The 23,847-nt window shown below is 62.1% G+C and carries 25 protein-coding genes and 1 pseudogene; 10 read left to right on the plus strand and 16 right to left on the minus strand.

Annotated features, from left to right (window positions below):
* Positions 1-97 precede the first annotated feature (97 nt).
* The 4 genes and pseudogenes from C1M53_RS00300 (at position 98) to C1M53_RS00315 (ending at position 4,972) form a co-directional block, all read left to right on the plus strand.
* The gene (locus tag C1M53_RS00300; RefSeq protein WP_129410412.1) at positions 98-349 is read left to right on the plus strand and encodes a hypothetical protein; all 252 of its coding nucleotides are present in this window, start codon (positions 98-100) and stop codon (positions 347-349) included.
* 251 nt (positions 350-600) lie between these two features.
* A pseudogene (locus C1M53_RS00305) lies at positions 601-1,490 on the plus strand (DMT family transporter).
* Between the two features lie 66 nt (positions 1,491-1,556).
* Positions 1,557-2,465, plus strand: coding sequence for a DMT family transporter (locus C1M53_RS00310; protein ID WP_129410413.1), 909 nt, complete (start codon positions 1,557-1,559; stop codon positions 2,463-2,465).
* A 287-nt stretch (positions 2,466-2,752) separates the two neighbouring features.
* Positions 2,753-4,972 carry an AMP-binding protein gene (locus tag C1M53_RS00315; protein WP_129410414.1) on the plus strand — a complete coding sequence of 740 codons (2,220 nt, stop codon included), beginning with the start codon at positions 2,753-2,755 and terminating at the stop codon, positions 4,970-4,972.
* Between the two features lie 37 nt (positions 4,973-5,009).
* Here C1M53_RS00315 and pssA read toward each other — a convergent pair whose 3' ends face one another.
* From pssA to C1M53_RS00345, 6 genes are all read right to left on the minus strand, one after another.
* The gene (gene pssA / locus C1M53_RS00320; RefSeq protein WP_129410415.1) at positions 5,010-5,843 is read right to left on the minus strand and encodes a CDP-diacylglycerol--serine O-phosphatidyltransferase; all 834 of its coding nucleotides are present in this window, start codon (positions 5,841-5,843) and stop codon (positions 5,010-5,012) included.
* Between the two features lie 10 nt (positions 5,844-5,853).
* The gene (locus C1M53_RS00325; protein ID WP_260855053.1) at positions 5,854-6,579 is read right to left on the minus strand and encodes a phosphatidylserine decarboxylase; all 726 of its coding nucleotides are present in this window, start codon (positions 6,577-6,579) and stop codon (positions 5,854-5,856) included.
* A 129-nt stretch (positions 6,580-6,708) separates the two neighbouring features.
* The gene (locus tag C1M53_RS00330; protein ID WP_129410417.1) at positions 6,709-7,098 is read right to left on the minus strand and encodes a YciI family protein; all 390 of its coding nucleotides are present in this window, start codon (positions 7,096-7,098) and stop codon (positions 6,709-6,711) included.
* A 179-nt stretch (positions 7,099-7,277) separates the two neighbouring features.
* Complete coding sequence (locus C1M53_RS00335; RefSeq protein ID WP_129410418.1) at positions 7,278-9,167, minus strand: ABC transporter ATP-binding protein/permease; 1,890 nt, start codon at positions 9,165-9,167, stop codon at positions 7,278-7,280.
* Between the two features lie 10 nt (positions 9,168-9,177).
* Positions 9,178-9,519, minus strand: coding sequence for a metalloregulator ArsR/SmtB family transcription factor (locus C1M53_RS00340; protein WP_129410419.1), 342 nt, complete (start codon positions 9,517-9,519; stop codon positions 9,178-9,180).
* 63 nt (positions 9,520-9,582) lie between these two features.
* On the minus strand, positions 9,583-10,917 hold the full coding sequence (locus tag C1M53_RS00345) for a LysM peptidoglycan-binding domain-containing protein (protein WP_129410420.1): 1,335 nt from the start codon (positions 10,915-10,917) through the stop codon (positions 9,583-9,585).
* A gap of 116 nt (positions 10,918-11,033) precedes the next feature.
* Here C1M53_RS00345 and C1M53_RS00350 point away from each other — a divergent pair, with 116 nt between their 5' ends.
* The gene (locus tag C1M53_RS00350; protein WP_129410421.1) at positions 11,034-11,645 is read left to right on the plus strand and encodes a TIGR00730 family Rossman fold protein; all 612 of its coding nucleotides are present in this window, start codon (positions 11,034-11,036) and stop codon (positions 11,643-11,645) included.
* 100 nt (positions 11,646-11,745) lie between these two features.
* Here the strand turns inward: C1M53_RS00350 and rarD are convergent, their stop codons facing one another.
* The 7 genes from rarD to cysS form a co-directional block, all read right to left on the minus strand.
* Entirely contained in the window at positions 11,746-12,654 is a 909-nt protein-coding gene (gene rarD / locus C1M53_RS00355; RefSeq protein WP_129410422.1) for an EamA family transporter RarD, read from the minus strand.
* Positions 12,655-12,759: 105 nt separating this feature from the next.
* Positions 12,760-14,382, minus strand: coding sequence for a citramalate synthase (cimA, locus tag C1M53_RS00360; RefSeq protein ID WP_207213058.1), 1,623 nt, complete (start codon positions 14,380-14,382; stop codon positions 12,760-12,762).
* Complete coding sequence (pip, locus tag C1M53_RS00365; RefSeq protein WP_129410424.1) at positions 14,379-15,335, minus strand: prolyl aminopeptidase; 957 nt, start codon at positions 15,333-15,335, stop codon at positions 14,379-14,381. Before pip ends, cimA begins: the two co-directional genes overlap by 4 nt.
* Complete coding sequence (locus C1M53_RS00370; protein ID WP_129410425.1) at positions 15,332-15,808, minus strand: GFA family protein; 477 nt, start codon at positions 15,806-15,808, stop codon at positions 15,332-15,334. Before C1M53_RS00370 ends, pip begins: the two co-directional genes overlap by 4 nt.
* Complete coding sequence (locus C1M53_RS00375) at positions 15,805-16,296, minus strand: GFA family protein (RefSeq protein WP_129415955.1); 492 nt, start codon at positions 16,294-16,296, stop codon at positions 15,805-15,807. The genes C1M53_RS00370 and C1M53_RS00375 overlap by 4 nt, the downstream gene beginning before the upstream one ends.
* Entirely contained in the window at positions 16,296-16,679 is a 384-nt protein-coding gene (locus C1M53_RS00380; RefSeq protein ID WP_129410426.1) for a VOC family protein, read from the minus strand. The genes C1M53_RS00375 and C1M53_RS00380 overlap by 1 nt, the downstream gene beginning before the upstream one ends.
* Entirely contained in the window at positions 16,676-18,112 is a 1,437-nt protein-coding gene (gene cysS / locus C1M53_RS00385) for a cysteine--tRNA ligase (RefSeq protein WP_129410427.1), read from the minus strand. Before cysS ends, C1M53_RS00380 begins: the two co-directional genes overlap by 4 nt.
* A 388-nt stretch (positions 18,113-18,500) precedes the next feature.
* Here cysS and C1M53_RS00390 point away from each other — a divergent pair, with 388 nt between their 5' ends.
* The gene (locus C1M53_RS00390) at positions 18,501-18,656 is read left to right on the plus strand and encodes a hypothetical protein (RefSeq protein ID WP_129410428.1); all 156 of its coding nucleotides are present in this window, start codon (positions 18,501-18,503) and stop codon (positions 18,654-18,656) included.
* A gap of 161 nt (positions 18,657-18,817) precedes the next feature.
* Here the strand turns inward: C1M53_RS00390 and C1M53_RS00395 are convergent, their stop codons facing one another.
* A complete protein-coding gene (locus C1M53_RS00395; RefSeq protein WP_129410429.1) occupies positions 18,818-19,603 on the minus strand; it encodes an SOS response-associated peptidase in 786 nt (261 codons plus the stop codon).
* A gap of 131 nt (positions 19,604-19,734) precedes the next feature.
* On the opposite strand from C1M53_RS00395, the gene C1M53_RS00400 reads away from it, so the two are divergent.
* The 4 genes from C1M53_RS00400 (at position 19,735) to C1M53_RS00415 (ending at position 21,883) form a co-directional block, all read left to right on the plus strand.
* A complete protein-coding gene (locus C1M53_RS00400; protein ID WP_129410430.1) occupies positions 19,735-20,160 on the plus strand; it encodes an NUDIX hydrolase in 426 nt (141 codons plus the stop codon).
* Between the two features lie 71 nt (positions 20,161-20,231).
* Entirely contained in the window at positions 20,232-20,585 is a 354-nt protein-coding gene (locus C1M53_RS00405) for a TIGR02301 family protein (protein ID WP_245488659.1), read from the plus strand.
* 139 nt (positions 20,586-20,724) lie between these two features.
* Positions 20,725-20,982 (plus strand): hypothetical protein, encoded by a 258-nt coding sequence (locus C1M53_RS00410; RefSeq protein ID WP_101934884.1) that lies wholly within the window; start codon positions 20,725-20,727, stop codon positions 20,980-20,982.
* Between the two features lie 151 nt (positions 20,983-21,133).
* Positions 21,134-21,883 (plus strand): hypothetical protein, encoded by a 750-nt coding sequence (locus C1M53_RS00415; protein WP_245488660.1) that lies wholly within the window; start codon positions 21,134-21,136, stop codon positions 21,881-21,883.
* 77 nt (positions 21,884-21,960) lie between these two features.
* On the opposite strand, the gene C1M53_RS00420 is transcribed toward C1M53_RS00415, so the two are convergent.
* Together C1M53_RS00420 and C1M53_RS00425 are read right to left on the minus strand one after the other, a co-directional pair.
* A complete protein-coding gene (locus C1M53_RS00420) occupies positions 21,961-22,290 on the minus strand; it encodes a YMGG-like glycine zipper-containing protein (RefSeq protein WP_129410432.1) in 330 nt (109 codons plus the stop codon).
* Positions 22,291-22,485: 195 nt separating this feature from the next.
* On the minus strand, positions 22,486-23,817 hold the full coding sequence (locus C1M53_RS00425) for a dihydroorotase (RefSeq protein WP_165358008.1): 1,332 nt from the start codon (positions 23,815-23,817) through the stop codon (positions 22,486-22,488).
* Positions 23,818-23,847 lie beyond the last annotated feature (30 nt).

Consider the following 23,847-nt stretch of genomic DNA (forward strand, 5'->3'; position numbering starts at 1 on the left):
TTCGGGGCCATGCGTCATGGGCGCGCTTTCACGCGCGGCCAAGACTTGCTAGGTTCCGTCAACTCATTCATTCCCAATCCCAAAGTGAGGACTTTCCATGTCATCGACCGTTGCTCTGGTCTGGTATCTCGTGGTTGCCGGCCCGCAAGGCGGCATGGTCGTGCTGCCCAGCACCTTCGACAATCGCGAGCAGTGCGCGGGCGCCATCACCGAATTCCAGAAACAGCAGCCCGCACCGACCGGCTGGACGGTCCAGTGCGTGCCGAGCGCCTCGCCTTACGCCGACATGGGCGATGACGAGCCCGGCGCCGAACAGCAGCAGCAACAGCCGGCGGCACCGGCTCAGTAAGCCCGGCACGTTCAGGCGCCAAGCAATTCCAGCAAAAGTGTACAACGGTTTTCCGTCGGGAATTGCGTAGGCAAAAGCTGGAGTGTTTCTGCGTTTCCGTGAAAAACGGAAACGTGCCGAAACTGCGCCAACGCAAGCATTTGTCTGGCTCAGCAGCGCTGAGGCAGCCTCTCGTGTAGCTTGACAGCTACGGAGGGGCCTGGACCAATGACGATCCTGGCTCGGCCGTGCATTCCGCAACCGAGCCCACAATGACGGACGTCATTCTTTCCGATACGCGTGAAAAGGTGCTGGCAGGCATTCTGCTGACCAGCCTGGCCTATCTGCTGTTTTCGCTGCAGGACGCCTCGATCAAATTGCTGGTGACGGCTGCCACGGTCTGGCAGATCCTGTTCATTCGCAGCGCCACGATCCTGGTTGGCTGCCTTGCAACCGGCGGTCGGCGGCTGGTCGTCGATTCGGCACGCTCGCCGATCCTCAAATCCATGCTCCTGCGCAGCTTCCTCATCCTTGCGGCCTGGCTTTGCTACTACACGGCCGCCAAGACCTGCAGCTCGCCGAGCTCACCACCATCTATTTCGCCGCACCGATCATCGTGACGGCGCTGTCGATCGTGATCCTGAAGGAGCAAGTCCCGCTGCTGCGCTGGGTGGCCGTCCTGATGGGCTTCGGCGGCGTCTTCGTCGCCTGTGACCCGGCCAGCCTCGGCTTTTCACTGCCTGTTCTGCTGGTATTGGCCGCGGCCGGCTTCTGGGGGCTCTCCATCGTGTTGCTGAGCAAGGTCGCCACACAGGAGCGCACCACAGTGCAGCTCGTGCTCAACAATGCATTCTTTCTGGTGATCGCCGGAGTTCCACTGCTGTGGACCTGGCAGACACCGAGCTGGCAGGAGCTTCTCCTGATGATCGCCGTCGGTGTTCTCGGCGGCCTCGGCCAGTATTTCCTGTTCGAGGGCATGAAGCGGGCACCGATCTCCATCATCGCTCCGTTCGAATACACAGCCCTGCTCTGGGCCTTCGCGCTTGGTTTCCTGATCTGGGGCGACGTGCCGCGCGACGCCGTGTTTGTCGGCGCGGCCATCATCGTGCTTGCCGGTCTTGTCGTCGTCGCCAGCGAACGTTTCCGCAAGCCTGCAGCCTGAAGGACCGGTTTCCTGCCAGAAGGCTGTCAGTAGCCCGCAGCTAGTATGATCGGCACGGAGGGGCTGATGGCACAGGCGAATGAGGCTGAAAGGAACCGCGCACTCGGCATCCTGCTGGTGGCAGCATCGGCAATCGTCTTCGGCCTCAGCGGTGTGCTGACCAAATCGATCACTGCCGACGCGCTGACGGTTACGTGCTGGCGCGGATTTGTCGGCTTCCTGTTGATCGGAGTCTATGTGCGCTGGCGACCCGGGCAGACCGGGAAGCGGCCTGACATGCGGCTCGGCTGGCGTGGATGGCTCCTGGCCGTCGAAGGGGCCGCTGCCAGCATCGCTTTTATCGCGGCCTTCAAGTTCACCTATGTCGCCAATGTCGCGGTCATCTATGCAACGGCGCCATTCGTAACCGCCCTGCTCGCCTGGATACTGGTACGCGAACCTTTCCGGCTGCCAACCATGGCAGCGGCCATACTGTCGCTGTGCGGCGTCGCCGTCATGGTGCATTCCGGCCTCGGTACCGGCAATCTATTCGGCGACGGGCTGGCACTGCTGATGACCATCGGCAGTTCGCTCTACATGATCATGGTCCGTGGCTTTCGCGACACTCCCGTGGTCTGGGCCGGTGCGGTTTCCTCGTTGCTACTGTTCCTGTTCGGCTGGTTCGTCACGGATCCGTTGGCCATCAGCCGCCAGGATATCCTCCTGCTTGCGGTTTTCGGCACCTCCTTCGCGGTCGCCTCGGTGCTGTGGACCGAAGGCAGCAGACTGATCCCCGCCCCGGAGGCAGCGCTGCTCGGTGCCGCCGAGATTCCTGCCGCCGCGTTGTTCGCCTGGCTTTTCCTGTCCGAGTTCCCTCCCTATGCCAGTCTGGCAGGCGGAGCCGTTGTCCTCTGCGCGGTCCTCGCACACGGTTGGCATGACTGGAGTTCCGCGCAACGCCTGATGCAACTTTCCACAGGCAAGGCTGTAAAATAATTGCGCTGTCATGGAACCATCACAGAGCCCGCGCATTATTTTGGTGCGGGCCATGCTCTAGTCCCCCCAACCCCTCGGCCCGCCCCCCTCCAGCCGACCTCATGGTCGGCTTTTTCTTTGCACCCAGTCGACCTGACGGTCGGTTTTCCCCATACGTGCGCTCTCCCGTTTCGCATTGACCTTGATGTCACTTTCGATAGGGTCTGCGCGGTGCGGCCGGTGATCGGAGCGCACGAAGCGTCCGCAGGGACGCGCGACACCCTGAACTGCATTGGGAGTGACGCGGTATGATTCTCGGCGTTGGCCTGTTTGCCGCTGTCGCGATTGCCTGGCTGCTGATTGCGGCGATCGAGAAAGTGCGCCTCGGCCTCAGCTTCGCCCAGGCATTCCTGTACACGCCGTTCAAACTTGCCTACCGGATCACCGATCACAATCTCAGGACCATCCGCGACGCCAACGCGCCAGTGATCTATGCGATCGTTCACCAGTCGAAACTCGATCCGGCGCTGATGCTGTCGCTGTTGCCGGAGAACACGCTCCATATCCTCGACGAGGCCTCCGCACGATCCTTCTGGCTGGAACCCTGGCGCGAGCTCGCCCGCACCATCGCCTTCAACGCCGAACATGTTTTCGTCAGCCGGCGTCTGGTGCGCGTCCTGAAAGGGCGAGGTCGCCTCGCGGTCTATTTCCCGGATGCCGTCGAGCCGGACGTGAAATCGTTCCGGCTCTACCGCGCGGTGTCGCGCATCGCCTTGCAGGCGGATGCCCGTATCGTGCCGATCTTCGTCGGTGGCGCCCGCTGGCTTCCCAGCTCGCTGACCCCCGCAGAGCTGGCCCCTCGCAGGCTGTTCCCCAGACTCGTGGTCAGCGTGCTGCCCCCGATGACACTTGAGCAACTGGCTGCGCGAGATGGCGAACCGGCGCGAAATCGCGGCAATGCGCTGTTCGACTATGTTGCGGAAGCACGCTTCGGCGCCACCGATCTCAGCCGCGGCCTGTTCCAGTCGATCCGCGATGCTTCCGATCGTTTCGGCGCTTCCCATCCCGTCATTGAAGACGTGGTGAGCGGAACGCTCAGCTACAGAACACTTTTTGCCGGCGCCCGCGTCTTCGGTCAGCGCGTCGAAGCACGCACGGCCCCCGGCGAGGCCGTCGGCGTGCTTCTGCCCAATACCAACGCCATGGTGATCTCATTGCTTGGAATGTGGTCATCCGGCCGGGTCGCAGCGATGATCAACTACACGGCAGGCCCGGCCAATGTGACTTCCGCCGTGCGCACGGCGGTGATCCGCACCGTCGTCTCCTCGCGCGCCTTCATCGAAAAGGCGTCGCTTGCCGATGTCGTCACCGCTGCCGAAGAAGGTGGCGCGAAGTTCCTTTGGCTCGAGGACATTCGCGAGACCACGTCCGGCCTCGAAAAGCTTGCCGCGGCAGCCTGCTGGCGCTGGCCGCTGCAGCCGCAGGACGCACAGAAGCCGGCAGTGATCCTGTTCACGTCAGGCTCGGAGGGCCACCCGAAAGCCGTCGTGCTCTCGAATAGAAACCTTGTGGCCAATGCCATGCAGGCCGAGGCACGGCTCACGATTTCGCCCAGGGATATCCTGTTCAATGTGCTGCCTGCCTTTCATTCATTCGGCCTGACCTGCGGCACCATCCTGCCGCTTGTGAGCGGGATGCGGGCGTTTCTCTATCCCTCCCCTCTCCACTACAAGATCATTCCCGAGATTGCGGGCAAAAAGCACCCTACCGTGATGATCGGTACCGATACCTTCCTGGCAAACTATGCGCGCCACGCGGGCGATGGTGATTTCGCCAGCCTGCGGTTCATCGTGGCAGGTGCCGAACCGGTGAAGGCAGAGACACGCCGTATCTACCGTGACCGGTTTCAGGCCGAGATCGTCGAGGGTTTCGGCCTGACGGAGGCCGCCCCGGTCGTCGCCGTCAACACCGCGATCCACAGCCGCGAAGGTACCGTCGGCAGGCTGCTGCCAGCCATCCGCATGCGGCTCGATGCCGTCGAAGGCATCAAGGATGGCGGCAGGCTATGGCTCGCCGGACCGAACATGATGATGGGCTACATGACCGCAGACCGGCCAGGAGAGCTGCAGCAGCTGGAGAACTGGCACGATACCGGCGACATCGTTTCAGCCGATCGGGATGGTTTCATCACCATCCGCGGCCGAGCCAAGCGTTTTGCCAAGATTGCCGGCGAGATGGTTTCCCTGGGTGCAGTCGAAATGATGGTGCGGTCGCTTTGGCCGGAAGACAATCACGCCGCTGTCGCGGTGCCCGACAAACGACGGGGCGAACGCATCGTGCTGGTGACCACTGCCGACGATGCCGACCCTGAAGATCTGCGCAAGTTCAGCAAGCAGCATGGCGCGGCCGAACTGATGGTGCCGCACGATATCGTCAAGGTCGACACACTCCCGGTTCTGGGATCCGGCAAAACCGACTATGTCGCCACGAAAAAGCTGGCGATGGAGCAGCTCGGGCTAACCGTCTGACGCTCCGGAAAATTTACTCGGACGCGGGAAACGCCACTCAGCTTTCGCTTTCGATCCCCTTGTGGTCGACGTCCGGCGGCAGGATCGCCTCGCCTTCCTTCTTGGCGCGACGCGAATAGGCCCGCACGCTGAAGGGCAGGAAGATCAGATAGGCTGCCACCGATGCCGTGAGCGTATGCCAAGGGTAGCTGACCAGGAGCAGCACATAGAGCACGACCGCAAGGATCACCGGCAGCACGCGGTCTCCGGGAATTTTGAGGCTCTTGCCGGAGTAGACCGGCAACCGGCTGACCAGCAGGAAAGCAATCAGCACGGTGAAGGCGACCCCAGCGAATGCGATCGGCCGTGTCGGCTGCATGCCGAGGAAAGCCAGATAGAGCGGCAGCAGGACAAGGACGGCGCCCGCAGGAGCAGGCACGCCAACGAAATAGTCGGCCTGCCAGGCCGGCCGATCCGTTTGCTCGTCGAGCACGTTGAAGCGCGCCAGGCGCATACCGCAGGCGATGGCGAACAGCAAAGCGGCGATCCAGCCGGGCGATCCAGCCCTGTCAAGCAGATAGGCGTAGAGGACCAGTGCAGGTGCGACACCGAAATTGACGATGTCGGCCAGCGAATCCATCTGTGCGCCGAACTTGGATGTTGCCTTGAGCAGCCGCGCCAGACGTCCATCGATGCCGTCGAGGAATGCCGCAAGCAGCACCATCACCACCGCCGTCTCGAAACGGTTTTCGAAAGCGAAGCGAATACCGGAGAGGCCGGCGCAGATCGCCAGGACGGTCACCAGGTTCGGAAGAACCATGCGCAGCGGGATCTCGGTGATGCGCGGTCCGCCGTGACCATGCGGCTCGAATTTCTTGAAAGGAGCGCCCATCGCGCCGTCCTTACGAGATGCGCACAAGTGGCGCCGCCTGCGCGCCACCGAACTCGGCAATGATGGTTTCGCCGGCAACCGCCGTCTGGCCAACGGCGACGCGCGGAGCGGCATTGGCAGGCAGGAAGACATCGACACGTGAGCCGAAACGGATCAGCCCGAAACGCTCGCCAACCGCCAGTGTGCCGCCGGCGTCAGCCCAGCAGACGATACGCCGCGCGACAAGGCCGGCGATCTGCACCGCTGCGACCGTGCCGTTCGGGCTTTCGATGACGAGGCCGTTGCGCTCGTTTTCCTGGCTCGCCTTGTCGAGTTCGGCATTGAGAAACTTTCCCGGCCGATGCTCGATACGTGTGATGCGGCCGCGCACGGGAGAGCGATTCACGTGGCAGGAGAACACGTCCATGAACACCGAGATGCGTGTCATCTCGGTTGTGCCGAGACCAAGCTCACGCGGCGGCACCGCTGGGCCTACCGCCGAGACGACGCCATCGGCAGGGCTGACGACCAGGCGATCATCAACAGGCGTCACACGCTCCGGATCCCGGAAGAAATAGGCGCACCAGGCGGTGAGGATCAGGCCGATCCAGAACAGTGTCGACGAAAAATAGCCGAGCAGCAGCGTCGCCGCGGCAAAGCCCGCGATGAACGGATAGCCTTCGCGGTGGATCGGAACGAACGCGTTCTTGACCGTGTCGACAAGATTCATCGGGCTGGGGGCGGCTCCGTTTCGGATGCGCCTCTCTACCGGAAAGCGCCCGCCATCGCAACGCGCCAAAGCCGCGCGGGCGGCAGCCAACGCATAGACGCAGCCGCGGACGCTCCGATGTCCGGCGACTCATCTGGCTAAGGGATTGAGATCCCTCTAACTTTCCTCGACTTGCGTAACCGGGAACGGAACACCCGGCAAATAGACCGGAACAGGACGGATCTCATAGACTGCGGTCGGATTGGCGCTGCGGAGGCTGCGTGCGGCCTCGACGGCTTCCTCGCGGGTCGCACAGTCGATGACATAGAAGCCAAGCAACTGTTCCTTGGTCTCGGCGAACGGTCCGTCGATGACCATGCCGGCTCCCGGTCCCCTCAGGGTGAAGGCACCTTCGGTCGGCCCGAGGCGTGCGGCAGGACCCAGCTTGCCCTCCGCAAGCAGTCTGTCGCGCACAATGGCGAGATCCGCCATCACTGCGGCGTCCTCGTCCGGTGTCCAGGATTCGACCACGCCCGAGGCGTGGTAAGCAAGAATGGCGTAGAGCATCGGTTCCCCGGCTTTTGTGTAGCGAACGTCCCTGCCCCTGACGCACGTTAGAGCAATTCCAGGAAGAGTGCGTAGCGGTTTTCCGTCCGGAATTACGCAAAAACAGAAAGATTGGAGCGTTTCCTTAAAAGGCGGAAACGCTTCAGCCCGGCCGTTGATGTAATGCAGATGCGTGTTGCTTACGACACTTCTTCCGTGCGCCTGCGAACGACGACGCCAAGATCGTCCGTTTCGCGGGCAATGCGCAGGCGTTCTTCCGCTTCCGTCGCTTCGCGCTGGCGGTCCCACATCGACGCATAGAGACCATTCTGGCGAAGCAGATCGCCATGCTTGCCACGCTCGGCAATCTGACCATCCTTCAGGACAATGATCTCGTCCGCCGAAATCACGGTCGACAGGCGGTGCGCGATGACGATCGTGGTGCGGTCCTTTGAAACCAGGTCGAGTGCCGCCTGGATTTCCTGCTCGGTATGGCTGTCCAGTGCTGACGTGGCTTCGTCGAGGATCAGGATCGGCGGTGCCTTGAGGATCGTTCTGGCGATGGCCACGCGCTGCTTCTCGCCACCCGAGAGCTTGAGGCCGCGCTCGCCGACCATGGTGGCATACCCCTCCGGCAGACGCTCGATGAAAGGGCCGATCTGGGCCAGCTCCGCTGCGCGGCGGACTTCATCCTCGCTGGCGTCCATGCGGCCATAGCGAATGTTGTAGGCGACGGTATCGTTGAAGAGCACTGTATCCTGCGGCACCATGCCTATGGCCGAGCGCAGGCTTTCCTGCGTGACGTCGCGGACATCCTGCCCGTCGATCAGCACCGCGCCCGACTGCACGTCGTAGAAGCGGAACAACAGCCGCGAGATCGTCGATTTTCCGGCGCCTGAAGGCCCGACGATGGCGACGGTCTTGCCGGCCGGGACCTCGAAGCTGACGCCCTTCAGGATCTTGCGGTTGGGATCATAGGAAAAATGCACATCGCGAAATTCGACATTCCCGCTGCCGATGGCGAGCGGCTTGGCGCTCGGCTTGTCGACCACCTCCTGCTTGACGCCGAGCAGGTCGAACATGTGTTCGATGTCGGTCAGGCCCTGACGGATTTCGCGATAGATGAAGCCGATGAAATTGAGCGGCACCGAGAGCTGGATCAGCATGGCGTTGATGAACACGAAGTCGCCGATGGTCTGTGTCTTGTTCATCACCTCATAGGCAGACATGCACATGACGACCGTGGTGCCGAGGCCGTAGATGACGCCCTGGCCGAAGTTCAGCCAGCCGAGCGACGTCCAGATGCGGGTAGCCGCGGTTTCATAACGCGCCATCGACCGATCGAAACGCTGGGCCTCCATCGCCTCGTTGCCGAAATATTTGACCGTTTCGAAATTGAGCAGCGAATCGATCGCCTTGGTGTTGGCGTCGGTGTCGCTGTCGTTCATGTCGCGGCGGATGCCGATGCGCCAGTCACTCGCCCTTACCGTGAACCAGACGTAGAGCGCGACGGTGACCGCGACGACGGCGACGTATTTCCAGCCGTAGGTGAAGGCGAAGATGCCGGCCGTCAGCGCAAACTCGAGCACGGTCGGCGCCGTGTTGAGCATGATGAAGCGCACGATGGTTTCAATGCCCTTCGTACCGCGTTCGATGATGCGCGACAGACCGCCGGTGCGACGCTCCAGATGGAAGCGCAACGACAGCTGATGCATGTGCACGAAAGTGCGAAATGCCAGCTGACGCACCGCGTGCTGGCCGACCCGTGCGAACAGCGCATCGCGCAACTGGTTGAAACCAAGCTGTACGAGGCGCAGAAAATTGTAAGCAATCACGAGCGCGATCGGCGCCAGCAGGATGTCCGGCAGCGGCGGATGATATTGCCCGGTACCGGCAAGGGCGTCGGTTGCCCATTTGAAGAAATAGGGACCTGCCACCAGCACCAGTTTGGCAATCACCAGCAGCAACGTCGCCCAGGTGACGCGCCAGCGCAGGTCGGGCCGGTCGGCCGGATACATGTAAGGCCACAGATTGCGCAGCGTTTGGAAAGTGGTGCCGGTATCGGCAGCGGAAACGGTCTTTTCGGCCACTGTTCTTGCCTTATGAAATCAATTCGGCCGTGCGACGGCAGGCGTCGACCAGCGCGACGACAGATGCTGAGACAGCAGCAAGCGCCTTTTGGTCAACCTCGTAGCGCGAACGCTGCCGGTCGGGCGTGAAGCGGACCAATCCTGCTTCGACAAGGATCTTCAGATGCTGTGAAACCGTCGACTGCGCGAGGTCGAGATGATCCACCACCTCGCCGCAGCAGCAGGAACGGCTGGCGGACAGGCACTTCAGGATCTCGATCCGCGCAGGATGCGACAGCGCCGCAAACTTTGCGGCGACTGCGCGCGTATCGATGGGGTGGCCGGCGCCACAAAGTTCAAGTGGAGAGTCCATGGTTCATCGTCGATAAACGATGAACCAATTTTGCGCAACCTGGCCAGATGGACGAAACGAATTCTATTCAGTGACGGTTGCCTGGTCGCCCAATGTCTTCATGTCGGCGGTTTCGCCTTCCTTCGACTTCTGCGGCACCTTGAAGACCTGGCCCGGCCAGATGCGATCCGGATTGCTGATCTGCTGCTGGTTGGCAAGGTAGATCGTCGAATAACGCACGCCGTGCCCGTAAACCCGACGCGAGATGCGCCACAGTGAATCGCCGCGACGGATGATGACGGCGTGGTCGACCTGCTCGAGCTTCGGCGCGACGGTGGTCGGAGCCTTGTCTGCCGACGCGGTTTCCTGCTGAGGCACGGTCGGAACCGCTTCGGAAGCCGAAGGCGCGACCGCGGCGACGGCTTCGCCGGGCTCACGCTGGAACGGAACCGTCGCACGGGCAAGCACCTTGGAGCCGTCGGCATCCAGAAGATCGACCCGAACGGTGTAGTCGCCGACCGGCAGATCGCGGGTCGCCTCGACAAGGAACTGTCCCTTTTCGGATGCCACGGCCTCGCCGAGCAGGATCTCGTTGGCATAGGCGCGAACCTTGCGGCCTGCATCGGCGGTACCGGCGACAAAGATCTTGCCGCCGTCGATTTCGACAGCGCCGACCGAGACCTTCGGTGCCCCAGCCGCAGGCTGAGCTGCAGGTTCGGCAGGCTGAGCCGCGGAAGCCGTCGGCTGTGGCGAGGTAGCCTGTGCGCCGGCAGGTGCGGAGGCTGACTGCTGTGGGCTGGTTTCACCAGCCTTCTCTTCAACCTTCGGCACCGAGAGCAAGGTTGCGGCCTTGCCCGGTTCCTCGACCAGGGCCAGCACCTGACCGTTCGACTTCTCGGGAATAGCGACGACGGCGGTCTGCGCGGAAGGTACGACAGCGTTGGATGGAGCGGTCGAACGCAGCTGCAACTGGTAGTTTCCAGGCTTCAGCGGATCGTTCAGAACGATTGCAAAGTCGCCATCGGGACCGGCCGTCGTGGTTCCGAATACGGTTGCGCCCTGCACGACATCAACCTTTGCATTCGGGGCGGCCTTGCCGGCGACAACGACAGAGCCATCGCCTTCGGCACGCACAACGTCGAACGTCGGCGTGACAGGGCCAGACGCTGGCGCCGGTGCGGCCGGCTTCTCCGGCGTCTGTGTCACGGCGGCCTGCTGCTCAGCCGGCTGCTGCGACGCCGCGGGCTGCTGCACCGCTGGCTGTTGCGTCGACGGCGCAGGTGGCTGAACGGCGGCGATCTGCGCGGGTGGAGTGGATTTCAGGTAAGGGTCGAGCGCACCGGAGATATACGCAACCCCGGCAACCGCTGCTGCGCCGCCTCCCGCAAATAGCAATGCCCTGACAAGCGCTGTTGTCATATTCTGTTAGCCCCCTTAGCCACCTATAGTCGGTCTAGCTGCTTTTCTCAGAGCCGACAAGAAAAAGCCCGCCTTCAGGCTTGACCAGGCCTGCAGACGGCATCACCAATCCAATCATGAACACGATTCGATCCGTCTGCGTTTATTGCGGCTCGTCACCTGGCCGCGATGGCATCTATCTTGAAGCCGGTCGCCAGCTCGGTCATTCCCTCGCCCGTTCAGGCCTGCGCCTGGTCTATGGTGGTGGCACCAAGGGTATCATGGGCGCGGTTGCCGAAGGCACCATGCGCGCGGGCGGCAAGGTCATGGGCATCATACCACGCTTCCTGATGAACAGGGAGGCGACGGAGAGCGCGCTCGATCGACTGCATGAGCTGGTCGTCACCGACAACATGCACCAGCGCAAGCACAGGATGTTCGAAGAATCCGATGCTTTCGTGGCGCTGCCGGGCGGTATCGGCACGGTCGAGGAAATCGTCGAGATCATGACCTGGGCGCAGCTCGGCCATCATCGCAAACCGATCGTGTTCGCCAACATAAAAGGTTTCTGGGACCCGATGCTGGCATTGATCGATCATATGGCGGCTGAAGGCTTCATCCACACGGCTCACAATGTGAAGCCCCTGGTGGTCGAGGATCCCGACAAGATCGTTGCGACCATTCTCGCGACAGGCGCTGCCGTCGACGCCCCGACCGGCGGCGTCTCCTCCGTCATCGACAAGATGTGATGCCGATGACGGCGGACCGCTTTCCTTCCGACCGCTGAACTCTTTAATTCTTCTGGGCAAATCCAGGGACGCAAAACCTGCGTACCATACCTGGATTGCCTCAGCCGCGCCGGCTCGCGGCCAGCATCGACCACGTATAGATCGCCAGCGCAGCCCAGATCAGACCGAAGGCGATCGCTTTCGTCGTGTCGAACGGCTCGCCAAAAACGAAGACGGCGATCAGGAACACGATGGTCGGCGCAATGTACTGCATGATGCCGATGGTCGAGAGGCGAAGCAGCTTGGCGCCGAAGGCAAAAAGCAGCAGCGGCACGGCGGTGACGATGCCACTGCCCATGAAAAGCAGCGTATCCGTCGTGTTGCCTGTCGCGAAATGTCCCTCCCCCTTCAAAGCCAGCCAGACGACATAGGCAAGTGACGGGATGGAAAGGAGGAGCACTTCCAGCAGGAACCCCTGGCTCGGACCGATCGGCAAGGTCTTGCGGAAGAAGCCATAGGCCGCGAAAGAGAAAGCCAGGGCCAGCGAAACCCAGGGCAAGGTGCCGCTTTCGACGGTGAGCACGACCACCGCGACTGCCGCCAGCGCGACAGCCACGATCTGCAGGCGGTTCAGGCGTTCGCCAAGCAGAAGCGCGCCGACCAGGACGTTGACGAGCGGATTGATGTAGTAGCCGAGCGCAGTCTCCACAGTACGATCGACCGCAATCGCCCAGACATAGATGCTCCAGTTGACCGTGATCAATGTCGCCGTCAGCGCGGCCATCGCCAACATGCGTGGCGAACGCAGCGCGACCTTGAAATCGGCGGTCCGCCCGAGCCAGATCAGCACGGCCGCGGCGATCGGCACCGACCAGATGATGCGATGGGCAATGACCTCCGCCAGCGGCAGATGGGCCACTGCCTTCATGTAGAAAGGCAGGAGCCCCCACAGGAGATAAGCGCCAAGGGCCAGGAGAAAGCCGCGACGCGCGCCGGAATCAGTTTCCATTGGTACAGTCTGGGTGGTCATGGCCCAAAGCTATGCGCCAGCGGCTACGCCAAGACCATCAACTAATTCTGATGCATCATGGACTTTCGCTGATGAATTGCTTGAGGTCGTGGCTCCTTCCGGGCTCTATTCGGCAGCAACCAGCCCGGCCATCTCGCGGTTCTTCATCAGCTTGTAGATGATTGAATCCATCAGTGCCTGGAACGAAGCGTCGATGATGTTTTCCGACACACCGACCGTCCACCAGCGGGCGCCGGTGGAATCATGCGATTCGATCAGAACGCGGGTGATCGCCTCGGTGCCGCCATTGAGGATACGCACCTTGAAGTCGGCGAGCTCAAGGTCGACAATCTCGTTCTGGTACTTGCCGAGATCCTTGCGTAGCGCGAGATCGAGCGCATTGACCGGACCGTGCCCCTCGGCCACCGACATCTTCTCCTCGTTGTCCACCATCACCTTAACGATGGCTTCCGAGACGGTCTTCAGCTGGCCATTGGCGTCGAACCTGCGCTCGACCATGCAGCGGAACGAGGTAACGGCGAAGAATTCCGGCAGGCCGGACAACATCTTGCGCGCCAGCAGCTCAAAGGAAGCATCGGCTCCTTCATAGGCATAGCCTTCTGCTTCGCGTTCCTTGACGACGGCGATGAGCGCATCCAGCCGCGCATCATCCTTCGGCACGTCGATGCCGCGCCGCTTCAGCTCGGCGAGGAAGTTGGCTTTGCCACCCTGATCGGAGACCATGACGCGGCGACGGTTGCCGACGGCTTCTGGCGGCACATGCTCATAGGTCTGCGGCTCCTTGATCAGAGCCGACGCATGGATCCCGGCCTTGGTGGCGAAGGCTGAGGAACCGACATAAGGCGACTGGGCCTCAGGAGCGCGGTTCAGCAACTCGTCGAAAGCACGGGAAAGGCGCGAAATGCCGGCCAATTGCTCCGTCGAGATGCCGGTCTCGAAGCGATCCCTGTAGGCCGGCTTCAGCATCAGCGTGGGGATCAGCGTCACCAGATTAGCGTTGCCACAACGCTCGCCGATGCCATTCAACGTGCCCTGGATCTGCCGCACGCCCGCTTCGACCGCAGCGAGCGAGTTGGCCACGGCCTGTCCGGTGTCGTCGTGGGCATGGATACCGAGATGGTCACCCGGGATGCCGGCCGCGACCACCTTTTCGACGATGACGCGGATCTCGGCAGGCTGGGTGCCGCCGTTGGTGTCGCACAGCACCACCCAGCGCGCACCGGCTTCATAGGCGGCTCTGGCGCAGGCCAGCGCGTAGTCCGGATTGGCCTTGAAGCCATCGAAGAAGTGCTCGCAATCGACCATGGCTTCCCTGCCGGCGGCAACAGCAGCGGCGACGGAGGCGCGGATTGCCTCGAGGTTCTCCTCATTGCTGCAGCCTAGCGCGACGCGAACATGATAGTCCCAGCTCTTGGCAACGAAGCAGATCGCGTCCGAGCGGGCCTGCACCAGCGCTGCGAGTCCTGGATCGTTCGACGTTGAAACGCCGGCGCGCTTGGTCATGCCAAAGGCAACGAATTTCGAGCGCGTCGTGCGTTTCCTGGTGAAGAATTCGGTATCGGTCGGATTGGCGCCTGGATAGCCACCCTCGACATAGTCCATGCCGAACTCGTCCAGCATACCGGCGATCGCAATCTTGTCCTCGACCGAAAAGTCGATGCCCGGCGTCTGCTGGCCATCGCGCAATGTCGTGTCGAAGAGGTAGAGGCGGTCGCGTTGCATGGTCATTTTCCGGCGTATCTGTCCGTTGCGCGGATCAGGCTGTCGAGGATGCCTGGTTCGGAATAGGCGTGTCCGGCGCCTTCGATGAGGTGGAAATCAGCTTTTGGCCAGGCCTTGTGCAGCAACCAGGCGTACTTCGCCGGGCACGGCATGTCGTAGCGGCCATGGATGATGGTGCCGGGGATATCCTTCAGCCTGTAGGCATCGCGCAGAAGCTGTCCCTCCTCCAGCCAGCCGCCGTGGACGAAATAGTGGTTTTCGATGCGCGCGAAGGCGACAGCGTAGTCGTCCTGCGCGAACGGGTCGCTGGTCGACGGTTCCGGCAGGAGCGTGATGGTCTCGCCTTCCCATATCGACCAGGCCTTGGCCGCCTCGATCTGCTCCCGGCGATCGTTGCCCACCAGTCGCTTGCGGTAGGCGGCCATCATGTCGCCGCGCTCGTCCTGCGGGATCGGCGCCAGAAAACGCTCCCACTTGTCGGGAAACATCTCCGAGACACCGAACTGATAATACCATTCGAGCTCGGCACGGGTGAGCGTGTAGATGCCGCGCACCACCAGTTCACTGACACGTTCAGGATGCGTTTCGGCATAGACGAGCGACAGCGTCGACCCCCAGGATCCGCCGAAGACCAGCCACTTGTCGAAGCCGGCCATCTCGCGCAGCCGCTCCATGTCGGCGACCAGATGCCAGGTGGTGTTGGCCTCCAGCGAAGCGTTGGGCGTGGACTTGCCGCAGCCACGCTGATCAAACAGGATCACGTCGTATAGCGTCGGATCGAACAACCGGCGATGGTTCGGCGAGATGGTGCCGCCCGGTCCACCGTGCAGGAAGACGGCGGGCTTGGCACCCTTGGTGCCAACCCGTTCCCAATAGATCTGGTGACCGTCGCCGACATCCAGCGTGCCGGTCTCGAACGGTTCGATCTCGGGATAAAGCGTACGCAACTCCAGACTCACAATTTCAGCCCCTTCTCAGGCCAGTTTTCGGTTTCGTGGTCAGGATGCTGGAAGGAGATGATGTGCTCCTGCCGCGCGTAATAGTCCGCATTCTGGTGCGCCGGCGTCTCGAAGATCTTCTCCACCCAGGGCAGCCGCGAGGCGTAATTGACCTGGTGCGTCGGTGCCAGATCGGAACGGTCGTCGAAACTGCCGATCGAAATCTCCAGCGCATCGGGGCTCTTGTAGGTCATCGGCGTGCCGCAACGCTTGCAGAAACCGCGCGCGATGTTGACGGACGACTGGAAATAGCTCGGCTCCTCATGCACCCATTCGACGCCCGCCGACGGCACGGTGACGAAAGCACCGAAGAACGAGCCAAACTGCTTCTGGCACATGCGGCAATGGCAGATGGACGGGCGCCCCAGCTCGCCGCTTATGCGGAAACGCACGGCCCCGCACTGGCAGCCGCCGGTTCTGGTGGCATCGGTCATGATATGTCCTCCGGGGGCCAGGTTGCGGTGTCGTGATCGGGATGCTGGTGGTTCACCATCGAGGCGATGAACGGGACGGAGGCGGGGTCATCCTCGGTTACGCCGCCGGGCAATGAGGGAATGTCATCCACATAAGGCAGCTTGGCCTCGATGCCCCACTGGACCGTGGGTGGAATTTCTTCCGGATGATCGAAGGCTGCGATGGCGAGCGCGATGCCATGGGGATCGCCGAAGGTCAGCGGCGTGCCGCATTCCGGGCAAAAACCGCGCTTGGCGAAACTGGACGACTGAAAAAACTTCGGCTCGGCACGCGTCCATGTCAGCTTGGCGCCGGCGATAGAGACCAGCGGCTGGTAAAAATTGCCGCTCGCCTTCTGGCACATGCGGCAATGGCAGATCGAGGCATCACCGAGCACGCCTTCGACGCGAAAACGCACCGCGCCGCATTGGCATCCGCCGGTATAAATGGGTTTGTTATCGAGGCTCATCACGCCGGCCCATGGCAAACGGCTTCGATGTTGTTGCCGTCGGGGTCGAAGACGAAAGCCGCGTAATAATGCTCGTGATAGTGCGGGCGCAGCCCCGGAGCCCCGTTGTCCCTGCCGCCCGCAACGACCGCCGCCTTGTGGAAAGCATCGACATCGGCCCGGCTGTTGGCAGCGAAAGCATAGTGACGGCCCGGCGCCGACGTCCTTGTCTCGTGGAGCCAGAACACCGGCCGGTCACGGCCGTAACCACCAACCTTGGCTCCACCGGTATATTGTTCGGGCACCATGTAGAGCAGCGAGGCGCCAAGTGGCGCCATCGCCTTGTCATAGAACGTCTTCGCCGCCTCGAAATCGACGACGGAAATGCCGGTATGGTCGATCATCTTTTCACCTCCCAGGTCGTCACCCGCTCCCCTGTCACCGGATCCTTGCCGTCCTTCAACTGGATACCTTGTGCCAGCAGTGCGTCACGGACACGATCCGCCTCTGCCCAGTTCCTGGCTGCAATGAAGGCGAGGCGCTCCGCTATGGTGTTCGAAACAGCCTGCTCGTCGACGACTGCAGTAGCAAGACTGAAACCGAGGAACTGCAGCGCCGCCTTGAGGCCGGCGGCCGCGTCATTTCCTTCGGCGGCATCCGCTGCAAGTTGTGTCAGCACCTGGAAAGCCTGGTAGGTGGCGAGATCGTCCGACAGCGCCTCGATGATGGCTTGTGGAACGTCAGCAGCTTCCCCGGCAGCCAGATCAGCGCCACGCTTCCACTTGCGCAGCGTATTCTCGGCTTCTTCCAGCTTGCGGACCGAAAAATCGATCGGCTCGCGATAGTGCGTCATCAGCATGGCCAGGCGCAGCACCTCGCCCGGCCATTTGCGGCCGCCGAAAGTCTCCGTCTCGAGCAGTTCGTTGATCGAGTAGAAGTTGCCCAGGCTCTTGGACATCTTCTGGCCTTCGACCTGCAGGAAACCGTTGTGCATCCAGACATTGGCCATCACGGCGGTGCCGTGGGCGCAGCGCGATTGCGCGATCTCGTTCTCGTGGTGCGGAAAGATCAGATCCAGGCCGCCGCCATGAATGTCGAAGACTTCACCGAGATAGGCCGCACTCATTGCCGAGCACTCGATGTGCCAGCCGGGCCGTCCCCGGCCCCATGGGCTCTGCCAGCCAGGCTCTTCCGCGGATGAAAGCTTCCACAGGACAAAATCGCCAGGGTTCTTCTTGTGCGCGTCGACAGCGACGCGCGCGCCGGCCTGCTGTTCGTCCAGGGGACGCTTGGAGAGTTCGCCATAATCCGGCATCGACGCGGTATCGAACAGTACCTCGCCTTCCGCCGCATAGGCATGGCCGCGGTCGATCAGCTGGTGGATCAGACCGATCATATCAGTCTTTCCGTCGGCACGCGGTTCCACGAACTCGGTGGCGCGCGGCTCGTAGGTCGGCTCAAGGCAGCCCAGCGTGGCGACATCCTTGTGGAACTGGTCCGCCGTCTTTTCGGTTACGCGCCGGATTGCTTCGTTGAGCGACAGCTTGCCGGAGGCGATATCGTTGCCGAAATCACGCAGCGCGCGCGCGTTGATCTTGTCGTCGAGGTCGGTGATGTTCCGCACATAGGTGATGTGCTCGGCGCCATAGACGTGACGAAGCAGCCGGAACAGCACGTCGAAAACGATCACCGGCCGGGCGTTGCCGATGTGGGCGAAGTCGTAAACGGTCGGGCCGCAGACATACATGCGCACATTGTCGGGATCGATGGGGACAAAATCCTCCTTCGCCCTGCTCAACGTGTTGTAGAGGCGCAAGCCGTTCGAACCCTCAGACATTCATCCCCTTCCCGACCGGTCCCGGCCGCCGCGCATTTTCGCGCACAATCAAACCCCAGCCTGCTGGCCGGGGCGTTGTCCACTCAGAGAGAAAGTTGAGGCGAAAACGTCCAGACCAGCGCGAGCGCTAGCCAATAATGCAAATGCCACAAATGGCGAAAGACGTTCTCATGGGCGGCTTTATCGCGCCCGCCCGTGTTGCCGTCAAGTCGCAACTTTCAGCATCAGGTCGCCCTGACGGGCGTAAACCATTTGAAGAAACTTTTTCTTAAGCATGTGCGTTCAGTGCTATAATATTTGTCGGCTCACGTGGAAAACGCCACGATTTGGTCGGAATCGACCATCAAATGCAGCGCCTTCCAGTGACCTTGACCTTGGGGAAGTCGAAATGCCACGCAGCAAGCAGGAAGCCAGTCGAGCGAAACAACCGACACTCGCCAGCCAATACCGGGCAATCGGCCCGGCGGCAGTGGTGGCGGCCTTGCTCCACACGGCTAAGAAGAAAAAGCCCGCGCACAAGATCACTTCGCCACGCGCGGCCTGAACAAACGGTCTGTGGGCGCAGGCCGTCGCTGACGAGCCGATGCTCGTTCAGAGGCAGAGCGTTTCCGTTTTTCACGGAAACGCGGGACGCCCTGAGTTTTTGTTTTTACGCAATTCCGGACGCAAAACCGCTACACACTTTTCCTGGGATTGCGCGAGAGACTAGAATAGCGACATCTGATCAGCATCGTCGCCTCCGGGTTTCTTGCGCGCTGGTTTGGCCGATGCTTGTTCGACCGCCAGGTCGTCGGGCGACGCGACAAACCTCTCCTGGATCTCCGGACCCGAATTGGCGACCTTGTTGACGAGGTCCGAGACCGGAATCGCCTCGAAAAACCCCTCCTCGACCGGACGCAGAAGATCGGCCACGGCACGCGGCTCCTGGCGCCGGCAATCCAGCCAGCGCGAAAAATCCTCGCGATGGATGACGACCGGCATGCGGTCGTGGATATGGGCGATGTCGGCATTTGCCGACGTGGTCATGATGGCGCCCGTATCCATCTCGGAGCCACCGGGCTCGGCGTATGTTTCCATGAGCCCCGCAAAGGCAACGATGCCGCCGTTTTTCGGACGCACCCAATAGGCCTGCCCCTTCCTGCTGCCCGCCTGGCGCCATTCATAGAAGCCGCTGGCCGGCACCAAGGCGCGGCGATGGCGCATGGCGGTACGGAAAGAGGCTTTCTCGGCTGCGCTCTCGGATCGGGCATTGATGAGAAGCGGGAACTGGCGCGTGTCCTTGACCCAGGTTGGTATCAGCCCCCACCGAACCAGCATGGAGCTCCGGTCGGAACGGTTCGAACCAGGCGCCTGCGGAGCACCCGAAAGCACCATCGTGATGGGTTGTGTCGGCGCAATGTTGTAGCGCGCTGGAAAAGGCTCGATATCGTCCAGCCCCAGGAATGTGGTGACCTGGTCGGGCGTGGCTGTCAGGGCAAAACGTCCACACATGGCGCAATCTCTTCTCTGTCTGGCCCCGAAAGTGGTGGTGGAAGCGCGTGGCTGCAACCGCTAAAGCTTGATTTGGAAGTGCGATCCACAGCCATCGCGCGGTCTGGCAAACAACGGAAAGACACAGCGAAATGACGCGCAGGCAAACCATACCGTCGGTTTCCGTGGCGGTGGTGCGCGGCGACACAGTGCTTCTGGTGAAGCGAGCCAGGCCGCCCTCCCAGGGCGTCTATGCCTTCCCGGGCGGCAAGGTAGAGGCCGACGAAAGCCTGGAAAGCGCAGCCAAACGGGAGCTTCTCGAGGAGACGGGCCTCGACGCTGCCGACCTGCGTCAGCTGATCGAGATCTTCATCGACGGCTCCGCTGAGGGCCATCCGGTCGACTATCGCCTGACGGTGTTCGGCGCCCGCTACATCGGCGGCGAAGCCAAAGCCGACGATGATGCCGAAACGGCCGCCTTCTACACGCTTGCCGAGATGGAAACGATGCCCCTGGCCGGTTCGGTCTTTTCCGTCGCCATTGATCTGTTGAGACCGGATAAAAAGCCGTTGGGCTAAGTCAGTGAGCGCCTTGCAGGAGACAAATTGTTTCTTCACAAAAGCTTATGATCCGCGCGCTCGCCTCTTTCATGCTTGGCATTGCCATATTCGCGACGGCTCCGGCGCGCCCGACGGCGGCCGCCGAGGCCCCGTTCGAGCCCGGGCTGATGCGACTGGCCGAGGTTCTGGGGTCCCTGCATTTCCTGCGCAACCTGTGCGGTGAAAAGGGAGACCAGTGGCGCGGCGAGATGGAGAAGCTGCTGGAATCCGAGAACCCCGATCCGGAGCGGCGCGCACGTTTCATTGCGGCCTTCAACAGGGGCTACCGCTCGTTCGGCAGCACCTACACACAGTGCACATCTTCTGCCAGCGAGGCGATCAGCAGGTACATGAAAGAGGGCGAGAAGCTCTCGCGCGACATCGCGTCGCGCTACGGCAATTAGCGAGCTGTTAACTTTTTCACCATTGTGGCAGCACAGCACCAAAGTCCTGTGGTAGGAACCTTAATGGGACATTAAAGGGACGGGTCAAGTTTGATCCTCATTTGAAGGATCGCCGCTTGAACAAGGGTGGTAGTTGCGTATGGGACACACAGCCAACGATATCGATGCCCTCGTCAGGGAAGAAAAACGCCTGACGGCCGTCGAAAGCCATAGCGAAGCATGGGCGGAAGGGCTTTCTGCGGGTATCGAGCCAGATATCATCGCCGAGGCGGCACTGGAAACCGCATTTTGCGAGATGCTGCGCGCCAATGGCGAAACCGCGGCCCTTGCCCTGCTCGACAGGATGCGTGAAAAGGTAATTGCCGGGGCGTTCGAGCCCGACCAAGTGCGGCACTGAACCGACGCCCGGCGCCGCGCCGGCGGAATAGCCTTTCCGCCGCGCGGCGGCATACCGACCGGGCAAGCCCGGCAGCATGGAGAGGCGGCCGTTGAAATTCTCGTCCTTCGACAGACCCCGCGGCCTGGCGTTCGGCGCTGGTTTCCTCGCACTGACACTTGCGACACCTTCGGCCCTGCTCACGACAGCCCGGCCGGCCGCCGCACTCAGCGAAATCAAGCACGATGACGTACAGGTCCCCGGCAAGCGTCCGCAAATGGGACCGGAAGCGCCAAAACCGGGTACCGTGCCACTGCCGGATCCCATCCAGACCATTCCGCCGGCCCAGAAAGCAACGCCGCCGGGCCAGGACGAGCCGGAACAGGTCGAACCCGCCAAGCCCGGAGAGGGTACAGGCAACCTCGCGCGGCCGCAGATTGATCCGACCGCGTCGTTGCCGCCGGTTCAATATGACCTGGCCAAACTGCCGGAACCGGTACGGCGCATGCGCGACCTGATCATCGAAGCCTGCAAGAGCGGTGATATCGAGAAGCTCCGCCCATTGATCGGCATCGGCGATTCGCTGACACAGCTTTCGCTGACCGATATCGAAGGCGATCCGATCGCCTTCCTCAAGGGACTGTCAGGCGATACCGAGGGTCAGGAAATCCTGGCCATCCTGCAGGAGGTTCTGGACGCGGGTTACGTGCAGCTCGACCCCGGTACACCCCAGGAACTTTACGTCTGGCCCTACTTTTTCGCCTATCCGCTGGCCAAGCTCGACGCCAAGCAGCGAGTGGAGCTCTTCAAGATCGTCACCGCCGGCGACTACGAGGACATGAAGCAGTACGGCACCTACATCTTCTATCGGGTCGGCATCACGCCGCAGGGCCGCTGGACCTTCTTCGTCGCCGGCGATTGAGGTCGCGATCCGCTTTTCAGGACGAGACCTGCTGCCAAAGAGGGAGCCGGCGGGACAGTATGCCCGCCAGACGGTCCTTAGTATCCGCGGCGGCGGTAGTAGCGTTCGTCGCACGGCGCGGTGAAGATGCGGCCGTAGCGATCCTGATAACGGCACATCTCCCGACCACGGTCGCGCGGTTGCGGACCGCCAGAGGTTGCCAGAACCGCGCCGAGCAGCGCGCCGGCACCAGCGCCGATCAGGGTGCTCTCCGTATTGCCGCCAATCGCCTGGCCGACCAGCGCGCCACCAGCTGCGCCAAGGGCGGCACCACCAGTTGCCCGCTGCTGTTGTGCCGTCTGCGAGCATGCGGCAAGGCCAAACGTCATCACCAGGGCCGTGGCGGTGGCGAATTTCATCAGATTCATCAGGACTTTCTCCGTTGGGTCCGTGCGGACGTCAACGCGACCTTAGCGATCCAACATGAACGCAGCCTGTCTAAATCTCAGCACGATCCGCTGCAGAACCTGTTCGCCGCCATGACGCCCAAAGTCGGGAAAACCACGACGTTGACCAGATAAATCAACAGCAATACCGGCCAGGCGGCCGATGCAGTCGACCGACTAGCTGACAAAAGCTTCCGAGAATTCGACCGCCCTGCCCTGCGATGGCGTGACGATCTCACCTTCCCACATGACGCGAGTGCCACGCACGATGGTGCCAACCGGCCAGCCGGTGACCTCTTTGCCGTCATACGGCGTCCAGCCTGCCCGCGAGCCCGCCTGCGCATTGGTGATGGTCTCGCGCCGCTTCATGTCCACGACGGTGAAATCGGCATCGTAGCCGGCGGCGATACGTCCCTTGCGCGCCATGCCGAAGATGCGGTTCGGACCATGGCTGGAAAGATCGACGAAGCGCTCCAGCGTGAGCCGACCGGCATTGACGTGATCGAGCATGATCGGCACCAGTGTCTGCACTCCGGTCATGCCCGAGGGCGAAGCCGGATAGGTTTTTGCCTTCTCGGCCAGCGTATGGGGAGCGTGGTCCGAGCCGAGCACATCGACAATGCCCTGGCTGATGCCATGCCAGATGCCGTCGCGATGGCGAGGCGCACGCACCGGCGGGTTCATCTGCAGAAGCGTACCGAGGCGGCCATAGTCATCAGAACTCATGGTCAGATGATGCGGCGTCGCCTCGCAGGTGGCGACATCCTTGTGCTGCTGAAGGAAAGTGATCTCCTCAGCCGTCGAGATATGCAGCACATGGATGCGCGCCCGGGTCTGACGCGCAATGCGTACCAGGCGCTCCGTGCACTGCAGCGCAGCGATCTCGTCGCGCCACACAGGGTGCGAAGACGGGTCGTTCTCGACCCGCAAGCCAAGACGCTCGCGCAGGCGGAATTCGTCCTCCGAGTGGAATGCCGCGCGGCGACGGGTGTTGCGCAGGATGGAGGCCACGCCTTCGTCATCCTCCACCAGCAGATCACCGGTGGACGACCCCATGAACACCTTGATTCCGGCCGCTCCCGGCAGCCGCTCCAGTTCGGCCACATCACCGGCGTTGTCGCGCGTGCCGCCGACCCAGAAGGCGAAGTCGCAATGCATGCGCCCGGTGGCCCGCCCGATCTTGTCGGCGAGCGTCGCTTCGCTGGTCGTCAGTGGATTGGTGTTGGGCATCTCGAATACGGCGGTGACTCCGCCCAGAACCGCAGCGCGGGAGCCGGTTTCAAGATCTTCCTTGTGCTCGAGGCCCGGCTCGCGGAAATGCACCTGGCTGTCGACGACGCCAGGCAGCACGTGCAGGCCGCGACAATCAATGGTTTCTCCGGTGGAAGCGGAACCAAGATCGCCGATTGCGGCAATCCTGCCACCATTCACACCAACGTCGCGCTGGCCGATGCCGTCATGATTGACGACGATGCCGCCCTTGAGGATGAGGTCGTAGGTCACAGCCATCCACTCCGGCCCTTGTGTGGGAATTGCCTG

The sequence above is a fragment of the Mesorhizobium sp. Pch-S genome (genome assembly GCF_004136315.1).
Lineage (GTDB): Bacteria > Pseudomonadota > Alphaproteobacteria > Rhizobiales > Rhizobiaceae > Mesorhizobium.

Bases quoted from the DNA above. Each gene is read 5' to 3' on its own strand.
- C1M53_RS00300 (WP_129410412.1), top strand. From the start codon at position 98: ATGTCATCGACCGTTGCTCTGGTCTGGTATCTCGTGGTTGCCGGCCCG.
- C1M53_RS00310 (WP_129410413.1), top strand. From the start codon at position 1,557: ATGGCACAGGCGAATGAGGCTGAAAGGAACCGCGCACTCGGCATCCTG.
- C1M53_RS00315 (WP_129410414.1), top strand. From the start codon at position 2,753: ATGATTCTCGGCGTTGGCCTGTTTGCCGCTGTCGCGATTGCCTGGCTG.
- pssA (WP_129410415.1), bottom strand. From the start codon at position 5,843: ATGGGCGCTCCTTTCAAGAAATTCGAGCCGCATGGTCACGGCGGACCG.
- C1M53_RS00330 (WP_129410417.1), bottom strand. From the start codon at position 7,098: ATGCTCTACGCCATTCTTGCTTACCACGCCTCGGGCGTGGTCGAATCC.
- C1M53_RS00340 (WP_129410419.1), bottom strand. From the start codon at position 9,519: ATGGACTCTCCACTTGAACTTTGTGGCGCCGGCCACCCCATCGATACG.
- C1M53_RS00345 (WP_129410420.1), bottom strand. From the start codon at position 10,917: ATGACAACAGCGCTTGTCAGGGCATTGCTATTTGCGGGAGGCGGCGCA.
- C1M53_RS00350 (WP_129410421.1), top strand. From the start codon at position 11,034: ATGAACACGATTCGATCCGTCTGCGTTTATTGCGGCTCGTCACCTGGC.
- rarD (WP_129410422.1), bottom strand. From the start codon at position 12,654: ATGACCACCCAGACTGTACCAATGGAAACTGATTCCGGCGCGCGTCGC.
- cimA (WP_207213058.1), bottom strand. From the start codon at position 14,382: ATGACCATGCAACGCGACCGCCTCTACCTCTTCGACACGACATTGCGC.
- C1M53_RS00370 (WP_129410425.1), bottom strand. From the start codon at position 15,808: ATGACCGATGCCACCAGAACCGGCGGCTGCCAGTGCGGGGCCGTGCGT.
- C1M53_RS00375 (WP_129415955.1), bottom strand. From the start codon at position 16,296: ATGAGCCTCGATAACAAACCCATTTATACCGGCGGATGCCAATGCGGC.
- C1M53_RS00380 (WP_129410426.1), bottom strand. From the start codon at position 16,679: ATGATCGACCATACCGGCATTTCCGTCGTCGATTTCGAGGCGGCGAAG.
- cysS (WP_129410427.1), bottom strand. From the start codon at position 18,112: ATGTCTGAGGGTTCGAACGGCTTGCGCCTCTACAACACGTTGAGCAGG.
- C1M53_RS00390 (WP_129410428.1), top strand. From the start codon at position 18,501: ATGCCACGCAGCAAGCAGGAAGCCAGTCGAGCGAAACAACCGACACTC.
- C1M53_RS00395 (WP_129410429.1), bottom strand. From the start codon at position 19,603: ATGTGTGGACGTTTTGCCCTGACAGCCACGCCCGACCAGGTCACCACA.
- C1M53_RS00400 (WP_129410430.1), top strand. From the start codon at position 19,735: ATGACGCGCAGGCAAACCATACCGTCGGTTTCCGTGGCGGTGGTGCGC.
- C1M53_RS00405 (WP_245488659.1), top strand. From the start codon at position 20,232: ATGCTTGGCATTGCCATATTCGCGACGGCTCCGGCGCGCCCGACGGCG.
- C1M53_RS00410 (WP_101934884.1), top strand. From the start codon at position 20,725: ATGGGACACACAGCCAACGATATCGATGCCCTCGTCAGGGAAGAAAAA.
- C1M53_RS00420 (WP_129410432.1), bottom strand. From the start codon at position 22,290: ATGAATCTGATGAAATTCGCCACCGCCACGGCCCTGGTGATGACGTTT.
- C1M53_RS00425 (WP_165358008.1), bottom strand. From the start codon at position 23,817: ATGGCTGTGACCTACGACCTCATCCTCAAGGGCGGCATCGTCGTCAAT.